Source organism: Dyadobacter sp. HNCC25DJ185 (assembly GCF_056895195.1).
Window position 1 is genome coordinate 116,486 of the sequence record NZ_JBXHAR010000010.1, and the last position, 18,489, is coordinate 134,974.

The following is an 18,489-nucleotide window of genomic DNA, read 5'->3' on the forward strand; positions in this document are numbered from 1 at the left end:
GAGGCTCTTTCAGTAGCGCAGGCAAGGCCATTGAATGTTGTTGGTTTAGCCGTTGCTGAATTGCATTACCCACATCCAATTGACCGGCCACTGTGAATTGATGCGCTCATGACGGACCAGCACGTCATCCACAACCTCAAAACCGGTGAGGCGTCCCCCGCTTTTCTCCATATCCTTTTTGGCGTGGTTATACAGGGCTACCCAGCTATCAGTCGAATCCAGGTTTATTTCGGGATTATCGCTATATCGTTGTACCAAGTAATGTTTAAAACTTTCATCACTAAGTGAAATCACCGAATGTTTTTCATGTTCCTTTTTCATAGTTTCAAAAGTTAGATTTTCAGAAAAAACACTTCATGTAACTTCTCAAGCACTACTAAAAATGTACCAGTGGCAATGCAGTTTTGTAATGAATCGCAACTGGCAGACGGAATAGTGCCCCAGGCACAAAGAAGAGATCGCCAGGATATACGATCTCTTGCAGAACAGCCAGGCCCGGATCGTGAATTTACGGTGTGTTCCAATTCGTTATAGAAATGAAAATAGATAACGTTATTTTTGGTTATCAACTAAGCGCTTTTAACGATGAGTGATGTTTTGATCCGGCCGGCTGTTATTGGCGAGCTTTCGACGCTCCTGAAATTCGAACAGGGAATTATACATACAGAACGGCCTTTTGACGTAACCTTATTGCCTGGTCAGTTTCAATATTACGACCTGGCCCAATTGATCTTGAGCGACGAAGCAGAGGTAGTGGTGGCAGTCCTGGACGGAGAGCTGGTAGGCAGCGGACATGCCAGGATCATGGAAGGTAAACCCTATAACCAGTTCGGGAAGTATGCATTCCTGGGTTTTATGTACGTGGTTCCCGAACAACGTGGCAAGGGGATCAACAGACTCATCATCAAGTCATTGGTGGAATGGGCTAAAAATAGAGGTCTGGATGAAGTAAGGCTGCATGTGTATGATGAGAACAGCCCGGCAATTGCGGCTTACGAAAAGGTAGGTTTTAGAAAGATATTGACTGAAATGCGATTAACTACGGACACTAACTTGTAACCACGATGAAGCAGCCTGAACGATTGGCGAAAAATGAAACCTTGCTTTGGTCCACCGGCGTTGGGACCGATGTTTGGGAAATGTTTATCGCAGCCAGGAAGGGAGACCTCGCAACGATCAGGATACTTTTGGAAAAAGACAGTTCCCTGGTCCGCAGCTCTTTCGACTACCGGAACGCGATCTCTTTTGCCGTACAGGAAAACCAGGTAGAGGCAGCCGCATATTTGCTTGAAAAGGGTGCCAGTCCGGTAGAGTCGGGGACAGGCGATACGTTGCTGCAAATTGCCAGGGACCGCGGATATGCGGACATGCAGTCGCTTTTGGAAAAGGTATTGAAGAAAGAAGGGGGCTCTCCGGCCGGAGAAGAGATAGGGCGCCTTATCCGCGAAAGAAATATAACTGAAGTGCGGAATTTGTTGGTTTCACAGCCTGGCCATGTTCATGCAGTGGACGACCGGGGAAATAAGCCCATGCATTGGGCAGTGATGACCCGGAATATCGAAATGATCGACCTGATGCTTTTGAATGGCGCCGATATCGATGAAAAACGTCCGGATGGTGCGCGGCCCATCCAGCTGACAAATGGCGATTACCATTACCGCGGCTGGCGTGATGTTCCGGCAGCAATTACTTCGACGCCCAACGAAATTTACCTGCACCTGAAATCCAAGGGCGCTTATATTAACATGTGCATGGCCTGCCTGAAAGGCGACGAGGCAAGGGTGAGGGAACTGCTAATTGAAGATCCGTCTCTGGCAAACCGCCTTTCTGAGTACGGAGGTTATTATCCCGGCGCAGGCGCACCGATCAAGAATGCGGCGATGGCTGGTCATATCCATATCGTCAAACTGCTTCTCGAAAACGGGGCCGATCCCAACCTCCCGGAAGAGGGGATTGCGCCGATGGGACATGCTTTGTTTTCGGCGGTGGTATATGGGCAAACGGAAGTTGTGAAATTATTGCTCGCTCATGGCGCCCATCCCAATGTTCCCGTCGAAAGCTCGGCGGATACGCTGAGCGCCGCTCTGCGTGCAAGTGATCAGGCAATGGTTGATTTGCTGTGCAGTTACGGCGCGGCCCGATCTGTTGAGATCATGGCTTATTATGGCGACCTACAAACGATTGCGGCTGTTTTTCATGCAAATCCCGCCTTGGCGGATGATGTAGTGGCACTGGAGAATGCGGCCGGACAGGGTCATGAACTCATCGTGCGGCTTATGCTTCGCTATAAGCCAGATTTACCAAAAACGTGCGCAGTGGGAGTTCAGGGTACCGCGGATTCCATTAAAGGCCTGGAAATTGCTGAGTTGCTTTTTGCGCACGGTATGGATCCGAACTTTTCAAACTGGCTGGAAATAAGGCCTTTACACAAGTTTGCGGCGCGTGGGGACCTTGTCAGTGCGAAGCTTTTTATTGAAAAAGGGGCTGAGATCGATGTGGTGGATGACCAGATCTGCTCAACTCCCCTCGGATGGGCAGCGAAATCCGGTCGGAAAGAAATGGTGGAATTTCTTTTGGAAAAAGGAGCAAATCCCAACTTACCGGCCGACAAGCCCTGGGCAATGCCAATCGCCTGGGCCAGACGCCGCGGACATACCGAAATTGCCAGGTTATTAGAAGCGAGACCTGACAAATTTTGAAAACCGGGTAAAGCTGGTTTAAATAAAAAAACGGACGTTGAAGATGATAGAACCAGTTTTTTCCCACGCGGAACCTGTGCTGTACGTCAGCAGCGTGGTCGAAACCGTAAAGTACTGGCAGGAAGTACTGGGGTTTCCGAATCAATGGACCTGGGGCGATCCGCCGGTACATGGTGGTGCCTCCTGGCATGGGGCATTTGTGCAGTTTTCCCGAAATCCGGAACTCGCTGCCAGATCACATGGTGAATCTATCTGGATGAAGGTCAGTCATATCCAGCAACTTTATGCCGCGCATCAGGAAAAGGGTGCCCATATCATGATGCCGCTTGCCAGGCAGTCGTATGGATTTGACGAGTACGTGGTCAAAGACCTGAATGGATATTACATCACCTTTGCCGAACCAACTTCGGGAAAAGAGGATCAGTCCGAAGCCATGCCTGAATCGGTTAAGATAATAGGCCGCCGACCAACACCGACCGAGTACAGGAATTTGTTCAAAGTTGTTGGATGGTCAACTCCTTTCACAGATGAGGTGCTTCAAAAGCAATTGGACATGATGCAATATGCAGTGGTTGCTGAAAACGGAGAGAATAGTGAGGCCATTGGTTGCGCCTTGCTATTTGGCGACGGGTTTAGTTTTTATTATGTCAAAGACGTGATGATACACCCTGACTGGCAGGGCAAAAATGTAGGAACGGCCGTTATGCGGGAAATCTCGCGCTGGCTGGACGAAAATGCCCCCGATAAAGCGATGGTCGGTCTTTTTACCGGGGAAAATTTAAAGTCCTTTTATCAGCAGTTTGATTTCCGTCCTGCTTATGGAATGATTAAGACAATCCATCAATAACGACAGGGTTTTTGACAAACTCTGAATTACCAGCCGAATCCATAATCTTCACCATGGTTACTGGATCCGCCCCAGAAGCTGTTGTGCTGCCAATCAAAGTAAATCGCATTGATCGGGCCGCTCGTCCTGGGCTGGTAACTCAGCTTATAACCTTTCTGGGCAAGCTCTTTTCGGGTCCAGTCTGGCATAGCCTGGTTTAAAATCAAACCACCCGGGATTTTTTCATGTTCTCCGAAGCTGCTGTACATCTGTAGCGTTTTGAAACTTGGCGCCTCGGTGGATTCCTGCACGGTCATTCCAAATTCCACGATGTTCAGGAAGAATTGCAGCAGCAGCTGGTCCTGTTCGTCGCCCGCCTGTTTGGCAAAAGAAAGAAATGGCTTTCCGTCTTTCAGGGCCAGACTGGGCGTGAGAGTAACCCTGGGACGTTTGCCAGGTTCCATCACGTTGAACGGATTTTCCTTTGCATCCAGAACAAACGACTGCATGCGCTGGCTCAGGCCAACGCCAGTGTTTCCTGCAATACAGGCAGGTACCCAGCCACCGCTTGGCGTAATACTCACCACCCAACCTTCTTCGTCGGCTGCTTCAACAGAGGTGGTACCTGCGGTAAATTCCTCCATGAACTTCTCGCTGGGGCCATTTTCATTGCGATTGGAAAAGGCGTGAAAATTCCCCCAGGTTTTGATCTGGTCGATATAAGGGTTCTTTTTGCCTTCAAAAGGGTAGGGGTCGCCGGGCATGACCTTCGGGTCGTTCTTCTCCGGATCGATCAGCTTCACCCGCTCTTTGGCATATTCTTTCGAAAGCAATCCTTTCATGGGTTCTTCGGGCCCAAATGCAGGGTCGCCGTAATAGAAGTCACGATCTGCGAATGCCAGGTTCATGACCTGGTACAACGTATGTACATAGCGGGACGAGTTATATCCCATTCCTTTCAGGTCAAAGTTTTCGAGCATGTTCAGCGCCTGCAGCATTACCGGGCCCTGCGTCCATTGCTGCATTTTGTACACATCAATGCCTTTATAGGTCGTCATCAGCGGCTCCTCGATCTTCACTTTCCAGTTTGCCAGATCCTGCTCGGTGATCAATCCGCCCTGTTCCTGCGTGCCGCGGGCGATTTCTTTGGCAATATCCCCTTTGTAAAACCGGTCATAGGCAGCGTAAATAGCTTCTTTTCTGGTTTTTCCCTTTTTCAATGTTTGTTGTTCGGTATCAACCAGTTTTTGCAAAGTAGCCAGCAGATCCTTTTGAATAAAGATTTCACCGGCGTCGGGCGCCTCCCTTATCTGCCCTAAGTGCGGCAGGAAAACTTTGGTTGAGTACGGCCATTTTTTGATCTCATCCTTGCCGCGTTCGATGGAGTTTGCAGTTTGTGCCTCAATCGGGTAGCCTTCGGCCATCTGCATGGCCGGAGCCAGCACTTCTTTCAAACTCATCGTTCCGTATTCCGCCAGCATGGTCATCAACCCGCCGGCCGTTCCCGGCGTTGTAGCGGCCAGCGGGCCGTACTCCGGAGGATATTTCATCCCTTTGCTTTTATAAAACGCTGGGGTTGCGCCTGTGGGGGCAACGCCCATTGCATTGATGGCGATTACCTTTTTTGTTTTTGGATTATAGATCAGCGCCTGCGTTTCGCCACCCCAACTCAATACGTCCCACATTGTACAAGTAGCTGCGAGCATCGCGCAGGAAGCGTCAATGGCATTCCCGCCTTTGCTGAAAATCATCGCCCCGGCAGTGGCAGCCAGCGGTTTTCCTGTTATGCCCATCCAATGTTTGCCATGAAGAGGCGGTTTCTGGGTAGTGACCGGAAAATTGTTAAAGGATTGCGCCTGCATTTCGGAGCACGCGGCAGTGAAGATCAGGGAAGTAAATAGGAGTTTTAATTTCATGAATGTGATGGTTGAGTCAATTTCGGGGCGAAATCCCCGCTGAAATGTCAGATTTAAATGTAGCGAATTTTGAGGAAAAGGGAAAGTGAGCCCGATACCCCTAAAATTTGGGGGGTGTTTGTAGTATGGACGGACGTTTTAAATTTGGTATGTTTGTTAAATCAATAAACCCCCATACACACCATGTCAATTCTGACGATAGAGATCATTGTAGGGATCGCCGCATTCGCCAGCACGGCCATCGCGATTTATCAGGAAGTCAAAAAATCAGACAATAAAGGTCTGATCATCTCAAGAAAAGGAACCGATAAGTGGGTCGAGATCAGTGACCCGTCGGACGAGAACGAAATCAGGGGCGCGGCAAAAGTCCTTTATTCGTAAATGACCAGATCAAATCTTCTAGGAAAACCTTCCGCGAAATTTGATCTTGAAATCACCGTCTCATCTACATTAATCACCATTTTTAATCTGTTGATTGTTGATCCGGCCTGGAAACGTGCTTGCTCCATCCTTTCACCTGCCGTAAGTCACTATTCGCTTATATGGATTAAGATATCCTGCGTGATTACAGAATAAGCGGCAGGCATGATCGGTTCGTGGGACGATTGGAAAAGGTCATTTCGAAATTGGAAGAAGAGCATTGTCGTGCATCTGACAGCAGAAAAGATGAATTGTACCACGAAATCTGTAAGCTGAGAAAAATGTTGTTGGAGAACAGGTTGGAAATGTTAAACTATCAAAAGTCGGATTACGGAAGGAAATCGCAGCTGGATTAGCCGGCAATCCCCTGCATTACGTCCACCAGATTACTCATACCCCAATGCTCGACATATTTTCCATCTCGAAGGCGGATAATATCAATCACTTTGATGACAACCTTTTTGCCAGAGGCCGGTACGCCCATAAAAGTGCCGGTGTGTGTCCCGTGAAATTCTTTACGGGTTGTAACTTTATCGCCTTCTGCAATTTGGTCGAGTATGTTTACCGTAATGTCAGGAAAACCGGCCCTCAGCATTCCGTGGAGAAAATGAATCATGCTTTCAGGGCCGTTTGCGCCTGCCGGAGCAGAATGGTTGACCAGATCATCGGCGACCAGATCTTTGAAGATCAATGCATTGCCTGCCTCTATAAATTCTTTATTGAACCGCACTACCACAGCCTTGTTTTGCTCCAACGTGTTTTTCATGATTTTCCTGGTTAAAATGTATCACAAAATTAACCGGGTAGTTCGGGCCGCGATTAAGGCTAATCGTTCAAAAGCTGTGGCTGAACTGTCAGATTTTCGCTTTGAAATTCTCTGGGGGAAATCCCGAATGTCTGTTTGAAAGACTGAGAAAAACTCGAATGATTTTCGTAGCCAACCTTATAATATACCTCGCTGGGTTTCTCCTGATGGTTTAGCAGCAGCGTTTTTGCGATTTCCATGCGCTGCTGTAAAAGCCATTTGCTAGGGCTGGTACCGTAAATTTTCAGGAAGCGCCTGTTAAATGTCGACAGACTGGTATTGCAAAGAAACGCAAGCTCATCGACCGTAACATTGTTTTGAATGTTGCTCTCCACCGCTTTCCTGATCCTGAAATCGTCAAAATCTTTGCTGCGGCCTGTCTGAAATGAGAGAATTTCATTGGGATAATTTAACAGTAAATGCAGCATCAGCTCTTCGAATTTCAATAATTTCATCTCGTCCGGAATGCTGCCGACGGATTCAAAAAGCAGATTAAGCGAATTGATATAATTCAGCACGAACGGATCTTTTTTGAATGCCAGATACGGCGTATGTGCACCATCGTGCCTCACGCGGTCGGCTAGAGAGGCGTATTTGATAAAAAAATTAGTCAGTACATGATTGTCAAAGAAAATGAGGATGCTCCTGAAAAATTCCTGCTTCGACAAATCCATGGAGGCAAGGCAATTGCCGGCTGAAAGAAAGTGAAACTCATCATCTTTGATATGGACATTTTTATCCGCAAAACGCATGGTCTTTTCCCCGCTGATCACCATGCTGATCGCATTGGTTTGCAGGATACTCTTACCCTTAAACGTTCCCATCCGCGCAATATAGTTGTGAAAAATAATCTTGTCGGATTGTCCGGCCTGGTCCGGGAAAATGTCATTGGGCAGGTGATGAATTTGCATATAGTAGTGCGTGAAGAGCTGATTTTGAGGTTATTTTTTACAAATATCTATAAAAGCATGTCAAACTTTTGAGAATGTTTGCGGTAATTCGCGCCCATGAACGCTCCGAACCCGCTCAGTACCGCCCCGATTAAGTCCCTGTTTTTTAAGTATTACATTCCTACACTCACCAGCATTGCGTCTGTCCTGCTTCATCAGGTCGTGAATGGTTTGATTTTGAGCCGGCAGGTCGGGAAAGAAGGAATTGCGGCCGTCGGACTTTACGGTTCGGTTTTAATGGTTTTTACTGCACTGAATCTTCCGATCCTGATTGGCGGCGGCATCTTGATCGGCAAAAATATCGGGGCCGGAAACTATCATAAAGCCCGGCAGGTTTTCCGGTTTTCCACGACGATCGGATTGACTTTTGGCTTTATAGCGGTACTTCTCACACCGTTTATTGTAAATCCGATCGCCCGCTTCCTGGCAGGTAGCGAAAATGCAGCCATCGTCCAGAGCACATCCGACTATATTTTCTGGCAGTTTCTTGGTCTTCCATTTTTTTGCATCCGCATTTTCTGGGGCAATTTCGTCGCGAATGATAATGCACCGAAAGCCGCCAGAAATGCCTCCGTGCTCGCCGTCGTACTCAATTTGCTGCTGGATGTTTTGCTCATTATCGTCTTCCCTTTCGGCGTCACCGGCGCTTCCATCGCTACTACGCTGGCTATTTTCGGCGGCGCACTTTACCTGTTTTTCCACATCCGTAAAGGGCAGGGACATTTAACACTCGACGGATTTCGCCTGACCTTCAAACTGGAAGAATGGCGCGAATTGCTCAATCTGGGTTTGCCGTCCTTTGCCTCCGAAATCGCATTTTCGACCGGTTTGCTAATCATTAATCGCAGCGTAGTGCCGTACGGGCAGTCGGCGGTCGCGGCTTTTGGGATCATCAATTACATGAGCTTTATTTTTATCCGGCTGTTCACCTCCGCCATGATCGCGTCGCTGACGATCATTTCCTTCAATATGGGAGCGAAATTGCCGGGCCGGGTTTTGGAGACATTGCGGTTCGGGCTTGGTTTTACACTGGTGCTCGGTTTTGTGGTTACCGGTATCGGCTTCGCAATTCCCGATTTTCTGGTAAACCTGTTTTCAGGCGACGAGCCCGCAGCATTCCGGCAACAGGCGGCACATGCATTACAAATTTACTTTCTGCTTTTCCTGGCCACCGGGCCCAATTTTATTTTAGGCGCATATTTCCAAAGCATTGGAAAGTCAGTAATTTCCATCCTGATCAACATTTCAAAAGGCGGCGTCCTGATCGCTTTTTTTGCTTTTTTGCTGCCACGCTGGTTTGGTCTGGACGGGATCTGGCTATCGCGGGGATTGGCGGAAATTGGGACTTTGGTTTTGGTTGGCGTGCTTGGTTTTTTCAATTGGAAAAGGTATTATGGGGAAGGGGTTATTTCAAAATAGTAAGTCCGGCTTCGGATTTTGACATTTATCAAAGGAATCCGATCCTCTCCAAACCAAATTTGAATCTACAATCACATCGGTCAAAAGCTGATATAACAGATTCAAAATGATGGGCATTTTCGTCAACGTGAGCCTCTACCTGATCTTTCTCGTCGTATTGATTATCAGGCTATCGGTCATTTTCTCCAGATCGGGAGACAAAAATATCCGGCTGGTCTCCCGTATGATGGCGGGGCTGTTTTTCCTTTATTGGGCCGTCATAATTATTCAATTTTTTCGCTATGGAAGCCCGGAAGCAAAGGGATTTGCATTGATAGCCGCCGTCTACCTGCTTGTGATTTCATTGTCGGTTTATGCGTTTTTGTGCGGGATACTATATTTTGTCAATCAGAAGTCTTCCGAAAAACGGCCCTGATCCGGCTCAAATGCTCCTGGGTAATGCCGAGATAGGAGGCGATCAGACCGAGCTTGACCCTTTGGAAAACATCGGGTAATTGTTGCAGCAAGCGCTCGTATCGTTCTTCTGCGGTGCAAAATGCGAAAAGCTTCATGCGCTCGTCGAGCAGCAGGTAATTTTGGGTAATCAGGATTCTGCCCAGCCTTTCAGTAACCGGATGTTTTTCAAAAATGGGCTCCATTTTGGCATAATGAAGGCTGAAAACTTCTGAATCTTCGAGCAATTCAATATTGTACATCGAAGGTTGCCCGGTAAACAGGCTATCGATTGCGCTTACAATTCGGTTTTCAGCCGCGAACCAGGCAGTGATGTCCTTGCCGTCTTTGTAGTAATAGACCCTCGCAATTCCTTTTGCCAGAAAATGAAACTCTTTACACACCTCGCCGTTGGACAGCAGCGAAGTATGCTTGGGCAGATGCCGGTGCGAAGTTATGCCGTTGATTTCGTACTGAGTTTCTGGCGGCAGAAGCACAATTGCATTTAAGTAGTCGATGAATGCATTCATCGCAATGATTTTGAATCTCCAATTCCGCGCAGCAGCCTGGTAATAATCTCGCCGTTATAAATTACTTCCTGAGCGTGGGCTACTGAAACCGCTCCGCTCTCCTTAGTAGGATTGAGGTAATGAATCAGCAAATCGACGTGCTGGCGTTCGAGTGTGAGCGGGTCTACGCCGGTACCGATCAGCTCCTTGATGATTTCTTCGACCCTTTGAGAGAATGTTTCTTTGGATTCATTGCTGGACATAGCTGTGATATGGTTGATGATTTAGCCCAGCAAAAAACGGTGCCGCGCTTTCCGTGCTCAACCCAAAAGAGGCAATTGTGTTCAAACAATTACGGTAGCCACGACACCGTTCATCGGTATACGTAGAGATGTAAGGTGCAAAAATACCGACAAGAAAGTATTGTCGGTGCGTCGCACCTCTTTTGAATTGAGCATTGTAAACGTACGGTGTTTGTTTTGGATAATCAAGGGAAATGAGGCTACTACATGGAAATTGAGGGGTTTTTGTAGAATGTTGTAGAAGGCGGCAAGTCATGGTTCTTGGCAGTCAGCCGGATCAAGTGATCTCATTCATTTGACCCGTTTCACTTTGATGACAATGGATCCCTTATTGTTGCTGTAATGTTTAATGGCGTCGTTTGCGAAGAAAGACAGGGACCGCTTACCTGCGGGGACCGCTATGTTTTTGAACAATCCGATTTCAAAAATATCCCTTTCGGTTTCGTTGTATGCCCCGCACAAACAGAAGCATTTGGTGCCTTTTAGTCTCATACCAGCCAGAATGGCGAGAAAGTTGAAAAAGCCGGTTGGACGGGAAGGGATGATCGAGTCTTTCCAATGCTGGTCCCGGTCACAGCTTATTTCATAAGCTTCTCCCTCCCGGACCATCACCCGTTCCGACGAGTAAATGCAGGCAGCTACAATCCTCAATTGTTTGGTTTGATTAACGTCAAGCCTGTGCGTTATGACTGATTTTGGACATTCTTGCTTCATGTCTTTGTGTTGTTATAGGAGCGCTCTGTAAATCACGGCAGGTTCAGACGGCATCTTTTTTGTCGAAACCACCATTTGCCTTCTTGTTTTTGAAAGCGGCAAAGAAGCTGTTGACGTCCGATGCTGCCTCTTGTTTCTGCGTATTAAAGCTTCTTTCCGTAAAACTGAAAACACCCTCGTTGCCCGAATACTCAATCACATTGATGGGTACGTAAATGGATCTGTCGAATGTGACGCCGCTTTTGGCAACCTCATTTCTGTACCTCGTCAATTCAAGGTCTCCGATCAAAATTTCATTGAGGGCGATGGATGCGGTCCTTCCTGCGATCTGTGTGATTTTGCTCAGGTCGGAAGCCAGGTCAATTTTCTCGCGGTTGCAATTGATCACCCAGATACGTTGTTTCTTTGTATTCCCGCCCTTGCCAATCCTGCCAAACATTTGCGCCAGGGGACTTCCGTTTCTGAGTCCGCCGTCGGCGAGATTTGTGAATCGGTTGGGTTTAGTGGAATGCTCATTATTATCCTGTAAACTGGCTGTGCGGCCCACGGCGTCACCGATGATTTCGAAACCCGATATCGGCTCCCAAACAACCGGGATCGTCGTGGACGCTACAATTGCTTTTGCTAAATTTTCTACATCATTCTCGGGAAAATCTGAGTTGGATACCTCTACGGCGGTTCCCGTGGTCAGATCCACCAAGTTCATAAACAGCGGTATATGGAACCCGGTTTTTTTTCGTAGCAATCCTTTGACCGTTTCGAGTAAGGGGTTGTTGCTCATCAGGGATTTGTGACTTGCGAAGTCGTTGACAATATCCGATATGAGCTTATTCCGCTTCCGTTTGGACAACAGCTTAAATAATGTCCAAAAATTCATATGTTTGCCAAGAATTTCGCTGATGGCTTCATCATTTTTAACGATTTTTCCGTCAACAAGCTTTGCCAGACCGGGAGAAGTGATCGGGGCTGCATTGCTCTTACCGACCAGGTCGTACAGGCTGTCGGTTTCCGTATGCAGCCCTGCGGCAAATGCAAATGCATTCAAGCATCCCGCGCTTGTTCCGCCGATCATTTTGGGATGATATCCTTTTTGATTCAGGAGTTTCAGTACTTCCCATTGCCATTTCCCCCTTGCGCCTCCTCCGCTCAAAACAAATAATTCTTCAATGCCTTCTGTGATATCCAGATTGTCCTGGATAAATTTAAAATCGTCGTCTTTCATTTGTATTTCAGTTTAGCGATTAAGATGTGAATTGTCGGGTCAAGAAAGTCCGGGTATTCCTATTGTCGGCGAATAGAAAGAGCGAATCATTTAATCATTATAAAAGCCGTCGAAACCAGCAGGTTCATTAATCATTCAAAATTGTAAGTATATTTTTCGGCTGTAAATCCTTAATCATGATGATTTGGCATCCTGGGATTTGGGGATATTGAGAAGGAGGGATGAACAGCGTCATTTTTTAAGTTTTGTTTTTTGGAACAGGACGGGTAATTTTTTGAATATCCTTAAATTCCAGGATACAAAATCATTGAAATCCGGTATTCCGGGCGCTCGGAACTTGCGCAATCTTTGCATATCATTTTTTTGCAAGTGAACATCCAAGCCCACATCAACATTAAAACCAATATATCATGAACAATTCATATGCGTATTTTAATAGCCGAAGACCATCGGATTTTACTGGATAGCCTCGCGCTGCTTTTAGGAAGCATCGAGGGCGTGGAGGTAGTTTCCAAACACACGAACGGAAAGCAAATATTGACGGCGCTGGAACTTGAAAAGGATATCGACCTGGTGGTATCTGATGTGCAAATGCCCGTGATGGGTGGGATTGAATTGACGCTCCGGCTCCGGGAGCAGTTTCCCGATGTGAAGATCTGTTTGCTTACCGTGTCTGATCAGCCGGAAGCAATTAAAGAAGCGATCCGGGCAGGGGCCGACGGATATGTATTAAAAAGTGCTGAGCGCAGCGAATTGGAAAAGGCAATTCAGCTGATCAGTAAAGGGAATAAGTTTTATAGCGATGAGGTTCTTTTCCAACTTGCCAATGACAAAGGAATCGAATTTATCCCGGAAGTTGACAAGCCAAACAAGATTGCGATCACACAAAGGGAACTGGATGTTTTAAAATTGATAGCGCAGGAATTTTCGGGGACTCAGATCGCTGAAAAATTATTCATCAGCCCTACAACCGTTGAAACCCACAGAAAACATTTAATGCAAAAGCTTGGCGTGCAAACCACCATTGGCTTGGTAAAGTATGCCATTAAATACAATCTTATTTAAATCAATTTTTCCACTCTAACCCCCCCAAGCTAATGGCTAAAAAGTATGTTGACATCCAGAGTCGCGTTACAATCGAGTTTGTAGTAGAGCCCGTAACCGGCGAGCCTGCCTTAAAAGTTGTCTTTGTTGACAAGAATTTCAATCCTGAGGAATTTCCTGATAAAATACCTCTGGAACCTCTATTTCTGTACTTGAAAGATATTGATGGGCCCCGACCTGTAAGGTTCAAACACGTTTCTTTTACAGCGGAGTTTGTCGAAGAAGGCTTTGCGAGAGTAGAGAAGACCCTCAAATACATTGATCCATCTATTCGTACCTGGGATGAGCTAGAAGCATCAACTAATGATGCGGGAATGAACCCATCAGGCCCTCCAAAACCCTGATCATCATTTTCATTTGATTTAAACAGCCCGATCCCCATTGAAATCCACCATTTCAATGGGGATTTTAATGAGGATCCAGGTACCCTTTTCCTGGGGCACGAGGGTTGCGAATGTGCCGCCGAGAGATTCGAGGCGCGTGTGGATATTCTGCAAACCGGTTCCGCGCCTGCCTTCGTCGATTGTCAGTCCAATACCGTCATCTGTAACTGTCAACTCTACGCCGTATCGTGTCCTCAGTATGTTGATATTCATGCAAGTTGCCTGTGCATGGCGAATGGTGTTATTGATGAGCTCAAAAATAATGCTGTATAAATTGAACTCGATTTCCCTGGGCAGCCGCTCGTTCAGGTCGTCGACAGCCATGGAAAGCCGAAGGCCGCTGGTTTGGTTCATTTTGCTCATCAGGCTGGTCAGGGTCGATATCAATCCGTCATTTTCAAGTTCGGCCGGGGCGATGTTGTGGGAGATATTTCTGACTTCGGAATAAGCGCTCTGGACCATCTGCCTCACATTGTTATAAACTGATTGTTCCAATTCGGATAAGTTTTTGGGGTTGATGGATTGCATGCTCATGTTAACCGCACTCAGCAGGCTGCTCAGGTTATCGTGCAGTTCAAGGGCTACCCGCTTCCTTTCGATTTTTTGGCCTTTGAACAAGGCTTCTTTTATTTCCTCATTTTTTCTTAACAATTCGGCGTTGGCGGACGATAATTCTTCCGTACGTTCTGCGACTTTTATTTCCAGGGTTGTATTCAGATCTGCCAATTGCTCCCGCGCATTTTCAAGTAGATGGTGTTGCGTTTTAATTTGTGCATTCTTAGCCTGAAGCCGTCTGTTGTTTGCGAAAAGAAAAGACGCAATCAGTAGGACGGAAAATATGCCGGCGAATAACCCGTTTCGGGTTAAGGCTAGCCTCTTGTTTTCGCTTACCTGGATCTTGCTCTTTGCTTTTTCCAAATTAAGCAGATCCGTTTTTTTTGCATTGTCGTATTTGGCCCGCAGGGTTTCAATACGCTGGTCCGATTTTTCCTTTGCAAGGCTGTCCCTTAATAGAACATAATTTTCATAAGCCCGAAGAGAACTGGAAAATTGGTTTGTGGATTTATAAATCCGGTATAATTTTTCTTCCGATTCGGCAAGGATGCTGCTGTTATTTATTCTTTGGGCGCTTCGTTTAGCCTGGTTGCAATATTGAAGCGCATTGCGCCAATTTTTTTTCTGAATATAAATTTCTGAGATATTAAGAAGTATACTGCATTCCAGATCCACGCTGCCAATTTTGCGGGCGATTATAAGCGCTTTTTCATAATGATCAAGCGCTTTGGGAATGTCGCCCATTTCCTTATAGACCCATCCGATCGCGTGTAGTCCCTGGGATTCATACCACGATTCCCGTTCTTGTTTTGCAAGCAAATACATGGCATTATTTGCCTTCAAAGCATTCGCTAATCGATTCTGTTCCCTGAAAATAGCTCCCTGCACATTTAATATGCCCAGTTCGGTATAGGCGTCCGGCTCTTTTTTCAAAGCAAGCAAGCCAAGACGACAGTAATCGGCCGCTTTTTCGTACTCTTTCAGGCTGCTGTATGCATGTGCCAGGCCCCTGTGAGCGCCTGCGGCTTGTTTGAATTGTCCGAGCCTTTCGGCGGTAGCGAGCGCGTCAAAATAATACCGGATACTTTGATGATAATCGCCCCGGACCTGATATAAGTACCCGGCATATTGATAGGCATATGCCAGCTCATGCATTAACTCAGGTGCTTTACATAATTTGATTAACTGGGTATTGTAATAAAAAGACGAGTCGATATTCCGATCAGAATAAGCTTTCATGAGCTCTTTTAGCACCAGGTGATGCTTACTGGCATTTGATAAATCCGGTTGAATTTGGAGATTTTTTAATTCGTATTTCAGACTATCGATCTTTGAAATTGGAAATTGCGATTGCGGAATATGAAGGATAACAAATAGTAAAAGTCTATTCATATCAGGAGGGTTCGGAGAGTTGTTCAGAGCAGATATCAATATCCTTAAATATAAGGATACAAAATCCTTGTTAATAAGGATTAATCATTGGATAACTAATAGTGATTTTTGGTAAAAAAAGGAAAAAGTAATGATGCTTATAATTATCACATTCTAATCAGTGAAATATCTAACTTTTAAATTTTCAAACTATGTTGAACACAAGTCAGTATCAAGAGATCCCATTTCTTAATGAGATCCAAGGGAATATTCTCAAATCCCATGGGCGCCATCATACTGCCAATCTTTTTATCATTGGAGATGAGGGTAAGCAAAGTTTAGTCAAAGCATGGATCCATAGCCTAGTATCTGGAGAAAATCCGATTCTTAGGTCCGGATCAGAACAGATTGAAAGTAACATTCGTTGGAAAGAAGAAAAGATAGATAGTGGTGTTTTTGCTTGTCTCCACATCAGTGCTGCTGGATATAAATATCTTTTTGGAGGCAAAGTGGTAGAAAAATTCTCGGATTCTGCATTTAAACTTGGTATGGCCAACGCACCACTAAACGATCCTCCGTCGGAGCTTTGGGAAGAAGGACTTCAACAGCCGCATTTTATGCTACTATTGGCCCACGCGTCTGATGATAAGGTAAGGGCGCTCGTAGTTGAAATTCAAAAGTCAATCATGTTTTTTACAAAAATTGCCAGTGTTGAGAAAGGACATGCAATTTTTAATAATATAGGTGCTGGTATTGAACATTTCGGCTATGTTGACGGGATATCGCAGCCGTTGTTTTTCGACGAAGAATGGGAGCAGTACAAAGCGGATAACCAAATCGCGTCTGACGAAGATATCAGGTTCGACCCGCGCGCTGAACCGCAGCTGGTGCTTATTCAGGATCCGTTGATCGACGATGAAAACGCAAAGGGTAGTTATTTCGTCTTTCGCAAGTTGGAACAAAACGTCAAAGGGTTTAAGCAAGCCGAGGAAGCACTGGCCTTTCAGATCGGCTTGGAAGGAGAAGACGAAGAACGTGCCGGCGCAATGTTGGTCGGTCGATTTGAAGGTGGAACGCCCGTTGAAGTAAGCCCGACAGACTCAATGGTCAATAAGGCTGTATTTAACAACTTCGACTACACAATAGGGGACGCGGCAAAATGTCCTTTTCACTCACATATAAGAAAGACCAACCCCAGATCGGACCTTCCGGTAGGCGAATCAGCACGACACAGAATGGCCAGACGGGGTATTCCATTTGGTCATAGAACTGACGATCCGGATGATGGGAGAATTGACAACAAACCAGAAGGAGGCGTAGGTTTGCTTTTCATGAGCTATCAAGCAAGCATTGTTGATCAGTTTCAGTTTATTCAGGAAAGCTGGGCCAATAATCCAACTTTTCCCAGCTTTGACCAAGGCATGCCGGATGGTCCCGACCCTATTATCGGGCAAGCGGGTTCCCTGTATCCTGTTGAATGGGGTAAGCCAAGTTTCAGGTCGGCTACATTTGGCCAGTTTGTACATATGAAAGGCGGAGAATACTTTTTCTCTCCAAGTATGCGCTTTCTAAGGACCATTGAAGAAATTTAGACTAGCGTAGGGGGCCCTCGCCCTCATTCTGACTGATTCGCTTTAATGCTTCTGTATTCCACTATCCTTCTTTCCACCTGCAATCGGAAAGCCCTCCCCGATATTGCTCCTGATTTTTCCGATTGCAGGTCATTTTGGTTCACATACTTTTGAATTTCACACTTACCAACCTTATACACCATGAAAAAGATATGTATTATCTCTATTCTGATTCTTTGTGCAGCCAGCACTTTTGGACAACAAATGCAGGAGTTTAATCAGCTTTACTTTGAGAAAGAGTACCAGATGAAGTTACAAAAGGCTTTAAACAAATTGAAAGCATTTCCAGGATCAGCTGACACATTAGCTGCTGTGTTCAAAAACTCAAAGACTCCTTTAGAAGACGCCGCTGTCGTCGCAGAAGCGGCAAAACTTTCTCCGGACTCTGATACTTTACAAATCAACGAAATTAGCGGACTTCCTGCTTTTACCGATCTGCTCGGCAATGACGTTATTTTACCCAAGGTGGAAATAACCGGGGTCACTAATTTTAATTCCGGGAAGGGGTTTTATGGAGACATAAAATTGTTTACTTCCGGGGTATCTGCAAAGCAAAGTACTTATAGTAAGGTCTTTTTTCCGGAGACAAGTACATATGGCGTCTCGATGAGTATGAATTTTCTGCCACCTAAGTTAGAACAACACTTCCGGAAAATGAACGGAGATTCGGTTACAGAAGCAAAATGGTTTTGCCTGTATTTAAATTTAAATTACCTGGGAAAAAATCTTTACGGGATGGACAGCGATAACGGAACTACTGACACTACGAAGTTCACTTCTGCAATCGGTCATATTAAATATGGGGTCCAGGTTATCCCCTTCCGGAATTTACTTAGTTTTTACGCGGACTTTAACAATATCATTGCATTGACGAATCGGGCACCAATGATTAAATATTCCCATTCGCTATCTAATGGATTTACCAACTTTCTCAGCGTTGGAACCAAGTTTCTGCTTGCCAAAGGCCAGAACGATAAACCATTACACATGTTTGTGGATTTTAATGCCGTTGTCATGACACACACTTTAAAAAGGATCTTCAATACAAGTGATAAAATCATTCCCAAAGTAAGCATCGGCGGGTCGGTCAGGTTTTGATTTATACCAACTCGACTTCGCGGACGAGAGAAGAGCCCCCTCCATCTCAATATCACAAACCAAACAGCCTGATTAATCAATCAGGAGTGTATAAAAAAGCGAGATATACTCACGATAACATAAGCAAACCTTC

The 18,489-nt window shown here is 45.9% G+C and carries 19 protein-coding genes; 10 read left to right on the top strand and 9 right to left on the bottom strand.

Going from position 1 to position 18,489, the window contains the following annotated elements; all coding sequences use genetic code 11:
* Positions 1-45 precede the first annotated feature (45 nt).
* Positions 46-321 (bottom strand): hypothetical protein, encoded by a 276-nt coding sequence (locus tag AC1XUF_RS25845; protein WP_483344756.1) that lies wholly within the window; start codon positions 319-321, stop codon positions 46-48.
* Positions 322-585: 264 nt separating this feature from the next.
* Here AC1XUF_RS25845 and AC1XUF_RS25850 point away from each other — a divergent pair, with 264 nt between their 5' ends.
* Genes AC1XUF_RS25850 through AC1XUF_RS25860 form a run of 3 tightly spaced genes read left to right on the top strand, consistent with a single transcriptional unit; the run spans position 586 to position 3,546 of the window.
* Positions 586-1,059, top strand: coding sequence for a GNAT family N-acetyltransferase (locus tag AC1XUF_RS25850; RefSeq protein WP_483344757.1), 474 nt, complete (start codon positions 586-588; stop codon positions 1,057-1,059).
* Between the two features lie 5 nt (positions 1,060-1,064).
* Positions 1,065-2,699: an ankyrin repeat domain-containing protein gene (locus AC1XUF_RS25855; RefSeq protein ID WP_483344758.1), complete on the top strand. Its 1,635-nt coding sequence runs from the start codon at positions 1,065-1,067 to the stop codon at positions 2,697-2,699.
* A gap of 43 nt (positions 2,700-2,742) precedes the next feature.
* A complete protein-coding gene (locus AC1XUF_RS25860) occupies positions 2,743-3,546 on the top strand; it encodes a GNAT family N-acetyltransferase (protein WP_483344759.1) in 804 nt (267 codons plus the stop codon).
* A gap of 26 nt (positions 3,547-3,572) precedes the next feature.
* Here AC1XUF_RS25860 and AC1XUF_RS25865 read toward each other — a convergent pair whose 3' ends face one another.
* Positions 3,573-5,441, bottom strand: coding sequence for a gamma-glutamyltransferase family protein (locus AC1XUF_RS25865; protein ID WP_483344760.1), 1,869 nt, complete (start codon positions 5,439-5,441; stop codon positions 3,573-3,575).
* 183 nt (positions 5,442-5,624) lie between these two features.
* Here AC1XUF_RS25865 and AC1XUF_RS25870 point away from each other — a divergent pair, with 183 nt between their 5' ends.
* A complete protein-coding gene (locus tag AC1XUF_RS25870) occupies positions 5,625-5,822 on the top strand; it encodes a hypothetical protein (protein ID WP_483344761.1) in 198 nt (65 codons plus the stop codon).
* A 391-nt stretch (positions 5,823-6,213) separates the two neighbouring features.
* Here AC1XUF_RS25870 and AC1XUF_RS25875 read toward each other — a convergent pair whose 3' ends face one another.
* Together AC1XUF_RS25875 and AC1XUF_RS25880 are read right to left on the bottom strand one after the other, a co-directional pair.
* Positions 6,214-6,627, bottom strand: a complete 414-nt coding sequence (locus AC1XUF_RS25875) for an ester cyclase (protein WP_483344762.1) — start codon at positions 6,625-6,627, stop codon at positions 6,214-6,216.
* 59 nt (positions 6,628-6,686) lie between these two features.
* The gene (locus AC1XUF_RS25880) at positions 6,687-7,577 is read right to left on the bottom strand and encodes a helix-turn-helix transcriptional regulator (RefSeq protein WP_483344763.1); all 891 of its coding nucleotides are present in this window, start codon (positions 7,575-7,577) and stop codon (positions 6,687-6,689) included.
* A 96-nt stretch (positions 7,578-7,673) separates the two neighbouring features.
* Here AC1XUF_RS25880 and AC1XUF_RS25885 point away from each other — a divergent pair, with 96 nt between their 5' ends.
* Positions 7,674-9,035 carry an MATE family efflux transporter gene (locus tag AC1XUF_RS25885; RefSeq protein WP_483344764.1) on the top strand — a complete coding sequence of 454 codons (1,362 nt, stop codon included), beginning with the start codon at positions 7,674-7,676 and terminating at the stop codon, positions 9,033-9,035.
* 106 nt (positions 9,036-9,141) lie between these two features.
* Positions 9,142-9,450, top strand: coding sequence for a hypothetical protein (locus tag AC1XUF_RS25890; RefSeq protein WP_483344765.1), 309 nt, complete (start codon positions 9,142-9,144; stop codon positions 9,448-9,450).
* On the opposite strand, the gene AC1XUF_RS25895 is transcribed toward AC1XUF_RS25890, so the two are convergent.
* From AC1XUF_RS25895 to AC1XUF_RS25910, 4 genes are all read right to left on the bottom strand, one after another.
* Complete coding sequence (locus AC1XUF_RS25895; RefSeq protein ID WP_483344766.1) at positions 9,419-9,997, bottom strand: Crp/Fnr family transcriptional regulator; 579 nt, start codon at positions 9,995-9,997, stop codon at positions 9,419-9,421. The two genes, AC1XUF_RS25890 and AC1XUF_RS25895, sit on opposite strands and share 32 nt — an antisense overlap.
* Positions 9,994-10,239, bottom strand: coding sequence for a hypothetical protein (locus AC1XUF_RS25900; RefSeq protein ID WP_483344767.1), 246 nt, complete (start codon positions 10,237-10,239; stop codon positions 9,994-9,996). Before AC1XUF_RS25900 ends, AC1XUF_RS25895 begins: the two co-directional genes overlap by 4 nt.
* A 330-nt stretch (positions 10,240-10,569) precedes the next feature.
* A complete protein-coding gene (locus AC1XUF_RS25905; RefSeq protein WP_483344768.1) occupies positions 10,570-10,992 on the bottom strand; it encodes a hypothetical protein in 423 nt (140 codons plus the stop codon).
* Positions 10,993-11,035: 43 nt separating this feature from the next.
* On the bottom strand, positions 11,036-12,214 hold the full coding sequence (locus AC1XUF_RS25910) for a patatin-like phospholipase family protein (RefSeq protein ID WP_483344769.1): 1,179 nt from the start codon (positions 12,212-12,214) through the stop codon (positions 11,036-11,038).
* A 423-nt stretch (positions 12,215-12,637) separates the two neighbouring features.
* Here AC1XUF_RS25910 and AC1XUF_RS25915 point away from each other — a divergent pair, with 423 nt between their 5' ends.
* Both AC1XUF_RS25915 and AC1XUF_RS25920 read left to right on the top strand, forming a co-directional pair.
* Complete coding sequence (locus AC1XUF_RS25915) at positions 12,638-13,279, top strand: response regulator (RefSeq protein ID WP_483344770.1); 642 nt, start codon at positions 12,638-12,640, stop codon at positions 13,277-13,279.
* Between the two features lie 32 nt (positions 13,280-13,311).
* Positions 13,312-13,662 carry a hypothetical protein gene (locus AC1XUF_RS25920; protein ID WP_483344771.1) on the top strand — a complete coding sequence of 117 codons (351 nt, stop codon included), beginning with the start codon at positions 13,312-13,314 and terminating at the stop codon, positions 13,660-13,662.
* An 18-nt stretch (positions 13,663-13,680) separates the two neighbouring features.
* Here AC1XUF_RS25920 and AC1XUF_RS25925 read toward each other — a convergent pair whose 3' ends face one another.
* The gene (locus tag AC1XUF_RS25925; protein WP_483344772.1) at positions 13,681-15,648 is read right to left on the bottom strand and encodes a tetratricopeptide repeat-containing sensor histidine kinase; all 1,968 of its coding nucleotides are present in this window, start codon (positions 15,646-15,648) and stop codon (positions 13,681-13,683) included.
* A gap of 191 nt (positions 15,649-15,839) precedes the next feature.
* On the opposite strand from AC1XUF_RS25925, the gene AC1XUF_RS25930 reads away from it, so the two are divergent.
* The gene (locus AC1XUF_RS25930; RefSeq protein WP_483344773.1) at positions 15,840-17,219 is read left to right on the top strand and encodes a Dyp-type peroxidase; all 1,380 of its coding nucleotides are present in this window, start codon (positions 15,840-15,842) and stop codon (positions 17,217-17,219) included.
* A 180-nt stretch (positions 17,220-17,399) separates the two neighbouring features.
* Positions 17,400-18,356: a hypothetical protein gene (locus AC1XUF_RS25935; protein WP_483344774.1), complete on the top strand. Its 957-nt coding sequence runs from the start codon at positions 17,400-17,402 to the stop codon at positions 18,354-18,356.
* Positions 18,357-18,489 lie beyond the last annotated feature (133 nt).

Coding starts and splice junctions, on each gene's coding strand:
- AC1XUF_RS25845 (WP_483344756.1), bottom strand. CDS start 321: ATGAAAAAGGAACATGAAAAACATTCGGTGATTTCACTTAGTGATGAA.
- AC1XUF_RS25850 (WP_483344757.1), top strand. CDS start 586: ATGAGTGATGTTTTGATCCGGCCGGCTGTTATTGGCGAGCTTTCGACG.
- AC1XUF_RS25855 (WP_483344758.1), top strand. CDS start 1,065: ATGAAGCAGCCTGAACGATTGGCGAAAAATGAAACCTTGCTTTGGTCC.
- AC1XUF_RS25860 (WP_483344759.1), top strand. CDS start 2,743: ATGATAGAACCAGTTTTTTCCCACGCGGAACCTGTGCTGTACGTCAGC.
- AC1XUF_RS25865 (WP_483344760.1), bottom strand. CDS start 5,441: ATGAAATTAAAACTCCTATTTACTTCCCTGATCTTCACTGCCGCGTGC.
- AC1XUF_RS25870 (WP_483344761.1), top strand. CDS start 5,625: ATGTCAATTCTGACGATAGAGATCATTGTAGGGATCGCCGCATTCGCC.
- AC1XUF_RS25875 (WP_483344762.1), bottom strand. CDS start 6,627: ATGAAAAACACGTTGGAGCAAAACAAGGCTGTGGTAGTGCGGTTCAAT.
- AC1XUF_RS25880 (WP_483344763.1), bottom strand. CDS start 7,577: ATGCAAATTCATCACCTGCCCAATGACATTTTCCCGGACCAGGCCGGA.
- AC1XUF_RS25885 (WP_483344764.1), top strand. CDS start 7,674: ATGAACGCTCCGAACCCGCTCAGTACCGCCCCGATTAAGTCCCTGTTT.
- AC1XUF_RS25890 (WP_483344765.1), top strand. CDS start 9,142: ATGATGGGCATTTTCGTCAACGTGAGCCTCTACCTGATCTTTCTCGTC.
- AC1XUF_RS25895 (WP_483344766.1), bottom strand. CDS start 9,997: ATGAATGCATTCATCGACTACTTAAATGCAATTGTGCTTCTGCCGCCA.
- AC1XUF_RS25900 (WP_483344767.1), bottom strand. CDS start 10,239: ATGTCCAGCAATGAATCCAAAGAAACATTCTCTCAAAGGGTCGAAGAA.
- AC1XUF_RS25905 (WP_483344768.1), bottom strand. CDS start 10,992: ATGAAGCAAGAATGTCCAAAATCAGTCATAACGCACAGGCTTGACGTT.
- AC1XUF_RS25910 (WP_483344769.1), bottom strand. CDS start 12,214: ATGAAAGACGACGATTTTAAATTTATCCAGGACAATCTGGATATCACA.
- AC1XUF_RS25915 (WP_483344770.1), top strand. CDS start 12,638: ATGCGTATTTTAATAGCCGAAGACCATCGGATTTTACTGGATAGCCTC.
- AC1XUF_RS25920 (WP_483344771.1), top strand. CDS start 13,312: ATGGCTAAAAAGTATGTTGACATCCAGAGTCGCGTTACAATCGAGTTT.
- AC1XUF_RS25925 (WP_483344772.1), bottom strand. CDS start 15,648: ATGAATAGACTTTTACTATTTGTTATCCTTCATATTCCGCAATCGCAA.
- AC1XUF_RS25930 (WP_483344773.1), top strand. CDS start 15,840: ATGTTGAACACAAGTCAGTATCAAGAGATCCCATTTCTTAATGAGATC.
- AC1XUF_RS25935 (WP_483344774.1), top strand. CDS start 17,400: ATGAAAAAGATATGTATTATCTCTATTCTGATTCTTTGTGCAGCCAGC.